Source organism: Bradyrhizobium sp. IC3195 (genome assembly GCF_020193585.1).
Classification (GTDB): Bacteria; Pseudomonadota; Alphaproteobacteria; order Rhizobiales; family Xanthobacteraceae; genus Bradyrhizobium; species Bradyrhizobium yuanmingense.
The window spans coordinates 1-449 of sequence record NZ_JADYVG010000096.1 but is presented as its reverse complement, the minus strand read 5'-3'; the positions used below and the strand labels follow the sequence as shown (position 1 = coordinate 449).

1 protein-coding gene is annotated in these 449 nt (G+C 68.6%); it reads left to right on the top strand.

Going from position 1 to position 449, the window contains the following annotated elements:
• Nucleotides 1–15 precede the first annotated feature (15 nt).
• Nucleotides 16–449, top strand: a 434-nt coding sequence (locus I6F09_RS37255) for a wax ester/triacylglycerol synthase family O-acyltransferase (RefSeq protein WP_225190210.1), incomplete at its 3' end; no start/stop codon positions are given.

Genomic DNA, 449 nt, shown 5'->3' with positions numbered 1-449 from the left:
GGGCTGGCGCGCCCGGTGTGGATCGACGACCGTGAATTCGACATCACTTATCACATCCGGCGTTCGGCTCTGCCGTCTCCGGGCAGCGACGCCCAATTGCACGACCTGGTGGCCCGGCTCGGGTCACGGCCGCTGGACAAGACACGGCCGCTGTGGGAGATGTACCTCGTCGAGGGGCTGGCCGGGAACCGCATCGCGGTCTACACCAAGTCCCATCAGGCGCTGGTGAACGGCATGTCCGCGCTCGAGGTGGGCCACGTGATCGCCGACCGGACCCAGAAACCGCCCGAGTTCGGTGAGGACATCTGGATCCCGTCGCGTGAGCCGACCGACCGCCAACTGGTGCTCGGCGCGATCGGGGAGTGGATCGCACGCCCCACCAGTCAGGTCGCGGCGCTGCGCGACACCGTCACCGAGGTGGCCACCAACGCAGGCGAACTCGCCGCGGT